At 72.7% G+C, this 6,607-nt stretch carries 10 protein-coding genes; 6 read left to right on the top strand and 4 right to left on the bottom strand.

Annotated elements, in window-relative coordinates; translation table 11 throughout:
• The 4 genes from AOK23_RS11640 to AOK23_RS11625 all read right to left on the bottom strand — a co-directional run.
• Nucleotides 1-607 (bottom strand): zeta toxin family protein (locus AOK23_RS11640; RefSeq protein WP_206336182.1); only part of this gene is annotated, 607 nt, incomplete at its 3' end.
• Nucleotides 604-906: a hypothetical protein gene (locus AOK23_RS11635; RefSeq protein WP_055712653.1), complete on the bottom strand. Its 303-nt coding sequence runs from the start codon at nt 904-906 to the stop codon at nt 604-606. The genes AOK23_RS11640 and AOK23_RS11635, both read right to left, overlap by 4 nt.
• A 134-nt stretch (nt 907-1,040) precedes the next feature.
• The gene (locus tag AOK23_RS11630) at nt 1,041-1,754 is read right to left on the bottom strand and encodes a histidine phosphatase family protein (RefSeq protein WP_107102770.1); all 714 of its coding nucleotides are present in this window, start codon (nt 1,752-1,754) and stop codon (nt 1,041-1,043) included.
• 74 nt (nt 1,755-1,828) lie between these two features.
• A complete protein-coding gene (locus AOK23_RS11625; protein WP_055522317.1) occupies nt 1,829-2,173 on the bottom strand; it encodes an SsgA family sporulation/cell division regulator in 345 nt (114 codons plus the stop codon).
• Nucleotides 2,174-2,427: 254 nt separating this feature from the next.
• Between AOK23_RS11625 and AOK23_RS11620 the strand changes: the two genes are divergently transcribed.
• The 6 genes from AOK23_RS11620 to AOK23_RS11595 all read left to right on the top strand — a co-directional run.
• Nucleotides 2,428-3,492, top strand: a complete 1,065-nt coding sequence (locus AOK23_RS11620) for an energy-coupling factor ABC transporter permease (protein WP_055712652.1) — start codon at nt 2,428-2,430, stop codon at nt 3,490-3,492.
• Nucleotide 3,493: 1 nt separating this feature from the next.
• Nucleotides 3,494-4,255 (top strand): cobalt ECF transporter T component CbiQ, encoded by a 762-nt coding sequence (gene cbiQ / locus AOK23_RS11615; protein ID WP_055712651.1) that lies wholly within the window; start codon nt 3,494-3,496, stop codon nt 4,253-4,255.
• Complete coding sequence (locus AOK23_RS11610) at nt 4,243-5,022, top strand: energy-coupling factor ABC transporter ATP-binding protein (protein WP_055712650.1); 780 nt, start codon at nt 4,243-4,245, stop codon at nt 5,020-5,022. Before cbiQ ends, AOK23_RS11610 begins: the two co-directional genes overlap by 13 nt.
• Before the next feature lie 14 nt (nt 5,023-5,036).
• A complete protein-coding gene (locus tag AOK23_RS11605) occupies nt 5,037-5,510 on the top strand; it encodes a MarR family winged helix-turn-helix transcriptional regulator (protein ID WP_276205729.1) in 474 nt (157 codons plus the stop codon).
• A 158-nt stretch (nt 5,511-5,668) separates the two neighbouring features.
• Nucleotides 5,669-6,151 carry an organic hydroperoxide resistance protein gene (locus tag AOK23_RS11600; RefSeq protein ID WP_055712648.1) on the top strand — a complete coding sequence of 161 codons (483 nt, stop codon included), beginning with the start codon at nt 5,669-5,671 and terminating at the stop codon, nt 6,149-6,151.
• A 129-nt stretch (nt 6,152-6,280) separates the two neighbouring features.
• On the top strand, nt 6,281-6,607 hold a 327-nt coding region (locus tag AOK23_RS11595), incomplete at its 3' end, for a serine hydrolase domain-containing protein (protein ID WP_157878007.1).

The following is a 6,607-nucleotide window of genomic DNA, read 5'->3' as shown; positions in this document are numbered from 1 at the left end:
CCAGGCGGCCGTGGCCGTGCCGCTGGAGTTCGTCGAGGTAGCGGGTCATGACGCCGAGCCGGCTGACGGGGCCGGGCACGGCCACGAACGCGGTCTCGATGCGGTACGGGGCGACCCCCTCGGGGAGCCGCGCCGAGCGGATGCGGCGGCAGATGTCCTCGTACTCGGCCGGGGTGACCATCGCGGACTCGAGCAGGATGTTGTAGCCGCGGGAGAGGGCGAGGTCCTGGGCCTGCTCCCACCAGCGGTCGCCGTCCGGGCGGACCAGCGCGTCCGCCTCCTGGGGGCGCTCGGCCTGCCAGCGGGCGTACTCCGGGTGGTGCGGGTTGTAGAAGTCCATGTTGATCCAGGCCGAGGGGCCGCCCCGGTCCAGCGCGTCCTTGACCATACGGGTCACGGCGGTCTTCCCGGCGCCGGTCTGCCCGGCCACGATGACGGCGACCGGGGCCCGTTGCGGTGCGCAGCCGTCCAGGAAGACGGGGGCGATCTGCTCCCGGAAGATCCGCTGGTTCTCGGCGAGGGGCAGCCGCCCTTCGAGGGTCGGCCCCTTCGGCGTCCCCTTCGACGTCCCCGTCGGCGTCGCGGGGTCGTTCGGCGACCGGCTCACGCGTCGCCGCCCGGCAGTCGGGCCAGCCCCGTACGGACCCGGTGGCACAGGGCGTGCGCGTCGGCCAGGGCGTCCGTGTCGTCGGGGCGCAGGGCCAACTGGAGCCGGTTCAGCTCCCGCTGGCGCCCGAGCAGGTGCTCACGGGTGGCTCCGGCGGCGTCGCGCAGGGCGGCCGAGACCTCGCCGACGGTCCTGCGCAGGTCACCGAGGGCCGCCTCGTAGGGCTGATCCGCGTACGGGCCGCCGCCGAGCGGCTCCACACGCGAGAGCACGGGCTCGGAATCGGGCTGCTCCGTCATGGGGTGTCCCTCCGTCGTCATCGAGTCGTGGTCGTCGTAGGTGGTGATTCCGCCGTATCGGCGTCGAGGTCCAGGGCGTGATCGGCGTCGTACGGGCGGTCGTCGTCAGAGACGTGGGCCGAGGGGTCGGTGGTTCAGGCGAGGTGTGCGGTGTCGCCCCACCGCAGCGGACGCAGCCGTCCGCCCGTACCGGTCCACGACGAGACCGAGGCGTTGGGGACCGGCGGCAGTGTGTCGGGGGAGGGCGCGCCCAGGCCGGCCAGGACGAAGCGGAGGGTGATGACGATCGCGTCGTGCGCCACGAGCAGCACCCGCCGTCCCGGCGCGGCCCGGTCCAGTTCCGTCACGAAGTCCCGTACGCGCAGCGCCACATCGGCCATCGCCTCACCGCCCGGCGGCCGGTACGCCCACTCGCCGAGCAGGGCCCGCCGCGCGGCCTCCTCGGGGGCGCGGGCCCGCAGCGCGCCCGGTGGGTGCAGTTCGAAGACGCCCATCTCCCGGTCCCTGAGCCGCTCGTCGACGAGCAGCTCAGGCGCCGACACCCGTGGGTGCGCGGCCATGACCTGCCAGGTCTCCCGGGCCCGGGCGTACGGCGAACAGACCACGAGGTCCGGCCCCGTCCCCTCGTCCAGCCCGGCGAGCCAGTCGCCCAGCGACCCGGCCTGCTCACGCCCCAGCGGAGACAAGGGGACGTCCGTGTCCCGTCCGGGGACCGGCAGTTCCGTGGAGCCGGTGCGCTCGGCCTCGGCGAAGGCGACGTTCGCGGTGCTCTGCCCGTGCCGTACCGCCCACAGCCCGCGGAGTGAACTGGGCGCCGCGAGCCCGCCCTTGTGCATCTCATCGGCCATCCGGTCATTCTGCTCGACCGGAACGCCGGCGTTCAGTACGCGATCGCCGGGCTTCAGTGCGCGATCGCCGGCGTTCAGTGCGCGACCGGCGTGGCCGTGTACGTGCGGCGGAGGAAGCGGATCAGGGCCTTCGTGTCGAACTGCATCACCGCGACACCGTGGGCGGAGTGGAACTCCATGACGGCCTGGACCCGGCCGCAGGGCCAGATGCTGACGGGACCGGCGGTCGCGGGGGTGCGCAGGCCGCGTTCGAGGAGGTCGCGGGGGAAGGTCCACTCGTGGGGGCCGGGCAGCCCCACGTGGACGGCGGTGGGGCCGCCGTCGGGGTCGTAGCGGAGGATCACGGGGACCGTATCCCGGTCCTCGGGGGAGTCGGTGACGACATGAGCCCGTGCGTACTGCTCGACGGTGACAGACATCGGGCGGCTCCTCACGCTGAGTGACCCAAGCAGAAGCTGTTGATCCGCTCTCCGTGCCTCTCCAATGTCGCATATTTTCCGCCATCCGCCCGTGGAGGAGGGTGTCGGGCCGGCCCGGTGACGGCGATCCGTTCGCTATTCGAAGTGAAGGCGCTCTTGCAAGACCCTCGCAATAAGGCCCTATCATCGTAAGGTTCCAGCCACGCGCAGCCGGATGCGATCGCCACCGGGCGATCCGGAGAGCGAGCCCTCGCATGCATGTCCCCGACGGATTCATCAACGCCCCCGTCTCGGCGGTCGCCGGTGTCGTCGCCGCAGGTGCCGTCGCCGTCAGCCTGCGCGGGGCCCGGCGCGAGCTGGACGAGCGGACGGCGCCGCTCGCCGGACTGGTCGCCGCGTTCATCTTCGCCGTGCAGATGCTGAACTTCCCGGTCGCGGCCGGCACCAGCGGACATCTGCTGGGAGGAGCGCTCGCCGCGATACTCGTGGGCCCCTATACCGGGGTGCTGTGCGTGTCCGTGGTGCTCCTCATGCAGGGCATCCTCTTCGCCGACGGCGGCCTGACCGCGCTCGGCGTGAACATCACCATCATGGCCGTCGTCACCACCGTCGTGGCGTACGCCGTCTTCCGTGGGCTGGTCAAGGTCCTGCCGAGGAAGCGCCGCTCCGTGACCGTCTCCGCCTTCGTCGCCGCGCTCGTCTCGGTGCCCGCCGCGGCCGCCGCGTTCACCTTCGTCTACGCGATCGGCGGCACCACGGACGTGCCGCTCGGCTCCGTCCTGACGGCCATGGTCGGCGTGCACACCCTCATCGGCATCGGCGAGGCCGCGATCACCGCCGCCACGGTCGGCGCCGTCATCGCCGTACGCCCGGACCTGGTGCACGGCGCCCGCGGGCTGACCGCCCCGCTGAAGCTCCGTGTGAACGGCGAACTCGTCGACGCCCCCGCCGCCGGTCCCGCGCCCGTGCCGGTGGCCGCCCGGTCGCCCCGCAAGCTCATCCTCGCCGGGCTCGGCACCTCCCTCCTCCTCGCCGGTGTCGTCAGCTTCTACGCCTCCGCGAACCCGGACGGGCTGGAGAAGGTCGCCGCCGACCAGGGCATCGACGCCAAGGTCGAGGACCACGCCGCCGCCGACTCCCCGCTCGCCGACTACGGCGTCCAGGGCCTCAGCGACGCCCGGCTCTCCGGCGGTCTCGCGGGTGTGATCGGCGTCGGCGTCACCGTCGTCGCCGGCACCGGGATCTTCTGGGCCGTGCGCAGGCGCCGGGCCGGCGAGGCCCAGGCGACCTCCCCGTCCTCCGTGCCCGAGAACGCCTGACATGGGCGCCGGCCACGCCCACAAGCTCTACCGGCACGCGCACTCGCCGGTGCACGCCCTGCCGCCGCACACCAAACTCGCGGCCGTCTTCGCCTTCGTGGTCGTCGTCGTGTCGACCCCCCGCGAGGCGATGTGGGCGTTCGCGCTGTACGCCGTGCTCCTCGCCACGGTCGCGGGCGTGGCCCGGGTGCCCGCCGGGTTCCTGCTGCGGCGGCTGCTGATCGAGGTGCCGTTCGTCGCCTTCGCCCTGCTCATGCCGTTCGTGGCGCAGGGCGAACGGGTCGAGGTGCTCGGCATGTCGCTGAGCGTCGGCGGACTGTGGGGCGCCTGGAACGTCCTCGCCAAGGGCACCCTCGGCGTCGCCGCGTCCGTCCTCCTCGCCGCCACCACCGAGCTGCGCGAACTCCTCCTCGGACTGCAGCGCCTCAAGCTGCCGCCGCTGCTCGTCCAGATCGCGACCTTCATGATCCGCTACGGCGACGTCATCACCGACGAGATGCGCCGGATGCGGATCGCCCGCGAGTCACGCGGCTTCGAGGCGAGCGGCGTCCGCCACTGGGGCGTGCTCGCCAAGTCCGCCGGGGCGCTGTTCATCCGCTCCTACGAACGCGGGGAACGCGTCCACCTCGCCATGATCAGCCGGGGGTACGCCGGAACCATGCCCGTCATCGACGAGGTGACCGCCTCGCGGGCACAGTGGTCGTACGCCTTCGCCCTCCCGTTCGCCGCGCTCGTCGTCTGTCTGCTGGGATGGACCCTGTGACCGTGTCCAAGGAACCCGCACCCCCGTCCCTCGAAGTCGCCGGGCTCGCCTTCGCCTACCCCGACGGCCACCAGGCCCTCTTCGGGGTGGACTTCACCGTCGGCCGGGGCGAACGGGTCGCGCTGCTCGGGCCGAACGGCGCCGGCAAGACCACCCTCGTCCTGCACCTCAACGGCATCCTCACCGGAGGCGCCGGCACGGTCGCCGTCGCCGGACTGCCGGTCGGCAAGCAGCACATGGCGGAGATCCGGCGGAAGGTCGGCATCGTCTTCCAGGACCCCGACGACCAGCTGTTCATGCCGACCGTGCGGGAGGACGTCGCCTTCGGCCCGGCCGCCGCCGGGATGAAGGGCCCCGAACTGGAGGCCCGCGTCGACCGCGCGCTCGCCCAGGTCGGCATGGCCGAGTTCAAGGACCGGCCCCCGCACCACCTCTCCTTCGGCCAGCGCCGCCGGGTCGCCGTCGCCACCGTGCTCGCCATGGAGCCGGAGATCCTCGTCCTCGACGAGCCGTCCTCCAACCTCGACCCCGCCTCGCGCCGCGAACTCGCCGACATCCTGCGCTCCTTGGACGTCACCGTCCTCATGGTCACCCACGACCTGCCGTACGCCCTGGAGCTGTGCCCGCGTTCGCTGGTGCTCAGCGAGGGCGTCATCGCGGCCGACGGACCCACCGGTGAACTCCTCGCGGACGACGACCTGATGCGGGCCCACCGCCTGGAGTTGCCGTTCGGCTTCGACCCGCGGTCGGTCGCCGCGGGGAGCTGAGGACAATGGGGCGCGTGACGAATCAAGAGGACGCCGCGTGGCCCGGGTCGCTGCTCCTCGACGAGCAGCTGTGCTTCGCGCTGTACGCGGCCCAGCGCGCGGTCACCGCCGCGTACCGCCCGCTGCTCGACGAACTCGGCCTCACCTACCCGCAGTACCTGGTCATGCTCTGCCTGTGGGAGCGGCGTGAGACCACGGTCAAGGAGCTGGCCGACGCCCTGCGGCTGGACTACGGCACGGTCTCGCCGCTGCTGAAGCGGCTGGAGGCGGCGGGTCTGCTGAGCCGGCGCCGCTCCGCCCACGACGAGCGCTCGGTCCACATCACGCTCACCGGGCGCGGCGAGCAGCTCCGCTACCGGGCGGAGGTCGTCCCCGAGACGCTGGCCGCCGCCACGGGCCTGCGGGGCGGCGACGTGGCCCGCCTGCGGGCGGAGCTCTGGGAGCTGGCGGCACGGGCGGAGCGGTCGACCCGGAAGACGGCCACCTGACGGGGACGGACGCGGCCCCGCAGTACCGCTCGCGCCCCTGTCTCCGGGGCCACCCGTCGTTACCGCCGGTTACTACCCCCTGGTAACCGCTGTCACCTACCAGCCGGTACCTTGTGCACGATGTACTTGTGCGCGCTTTTCCTGGGGGAGGCTCATTCATGACTGACGGCGCCGCTGTCGAGACCCGCTCCGACACTCCTGCGGAGGCCCGTCCGGACACCCGTCCGGCGAAGATCATGTACGTGGCCGAGGCCACCGCGCACGGCGGCCGGGACGGCTACATCACCAGCCAGGACGGCCACATCGACCTGAGGGTCGCCATGCCCCCCGAGCTGGGCGGCGACGGCAACGGCACCAACCCCGAGCAGCTGTTCGCGGCCGGCTACAGCTCCTGCTTCCACAACGCGCTGGTCCTCGTCGGCCGCCGCGAGGGCTACGACCTCACCGGCTCCACGGTCGCCGCGAAGGTCGGCATCGGCCCCAACAAACAGCGCGGCTACGGCCTCGCCGTCGCCCTCAGCGTCTCCCTGCCCGTCCTCGACCAGGACATCGCGGCCAAGCTCGTGGACGCGGCCCACCAGGTCTGCCCCTACTCCAACGCCACCCGCGGCAACATCGACGTGACGATCGTGCTGGGCTGAGGCCCGCGACGGGACGGGGGTCTGGGGGAAGTCCCGCACGGCACCCGCGGGCCCCGGCCGGAGGAATCACCGGCCGTGCGTGTACGTTGCACCCGTCGTCGTGGCGAGTGAACGGAACGGAGCGCCGGCGTGGATGTGAACGGCACGGTCGCCGAGGGCTTCGAGCCGGTGCGGGAGGCGTTCCTCCGCAACTTCGAGGCGTTCGGCGAGAAGGGCGCGGCGGTCGTCGTCCTCCGGCACGGCCGCAAAGTCGTCGACCTGTGGGCCGGCACCCGCGACGTGGACGGCGACGAACCCTGGCAGCACGGCACCGCCCAGATCATGCGCTCGGCCACGAAGGGCGTCGCCGCCGCCGCGCTGCTGATGCTGGCCGAGCGCGGCGAGCTGGACCTGGACGCCCCGGTGGGCCGCTACTGGCCCGAGTTCAAGGCGCACGGCAAGGACGGCGTCCTCGTA

Origin of the sequence: Streptomyces torulosus (assembly GCF_001419765.1) — a bacterium.
Classification (GTDB): Bacteria; Actinomycetota; Actinomycetes; order Streptomycetales; family Streptomycetaceae; genus Streptomyces; species Streptomyces torulosus.
Note: the sequence above shows the minus strand (reverse complement) of the source record. Positions and strands in the feature narration are given on the sequence as shown.

Excerpts from the sequence above, each read along its gene's own strand:
- AOK23_RS11635 (WP_055712653.1), bottom strand. The coding sequence starts at position 906 with ATGACGGAGCAGCCCGATTCCGAGCCCGTGCTCTCGCGTGTGGAGCCG.
- AOK23_RS11630 (WP_107102770.1), bottom strand. The coding sequence starts at position 1,754 with ATGGCCGATGAGATGCACAAGGGCGGGCTCGCGGCGCCCAGTTCACTC.
- AOK23_RS11625 (WP_055522317.1), bottom strand. The coding sequence starts at position 2,173 with ATGTCTGTCACCGTCGAGCAGTACGCACGGGCTCATGTCGTCACCGAC.
- AOK23_RS11620 (WP_055712652.1), top strand. The coding sequence starts at position 2,428 with ATGCATGTCCCCGACGGATTCATCAACGCCCCCGTCTCGGCGGTCGCC.
- cbiQ (WP_055712651.1), top strand. The coding sequence starts at position 3,494 with ATGGGCGCCGGCCACGCCCACAAGCTCTACCGGCACGCGCACTCGCCG.
- AOK23_RS11610 (WP_055712650.1), top strand. The coding sequence starts at position 4,243 with ATGGACCCTGTGACCGTGTCCAAGGAACCCGCACCCCCGTCCCTCGAA.
- AOK23_RS11600 (WP_055712648.1), top strand. The coding sequence starts at position 5,669 with ATGACTGACGGCGCCGCTGTCGAGACCCGCTCCGACACTCCTGCGGAG.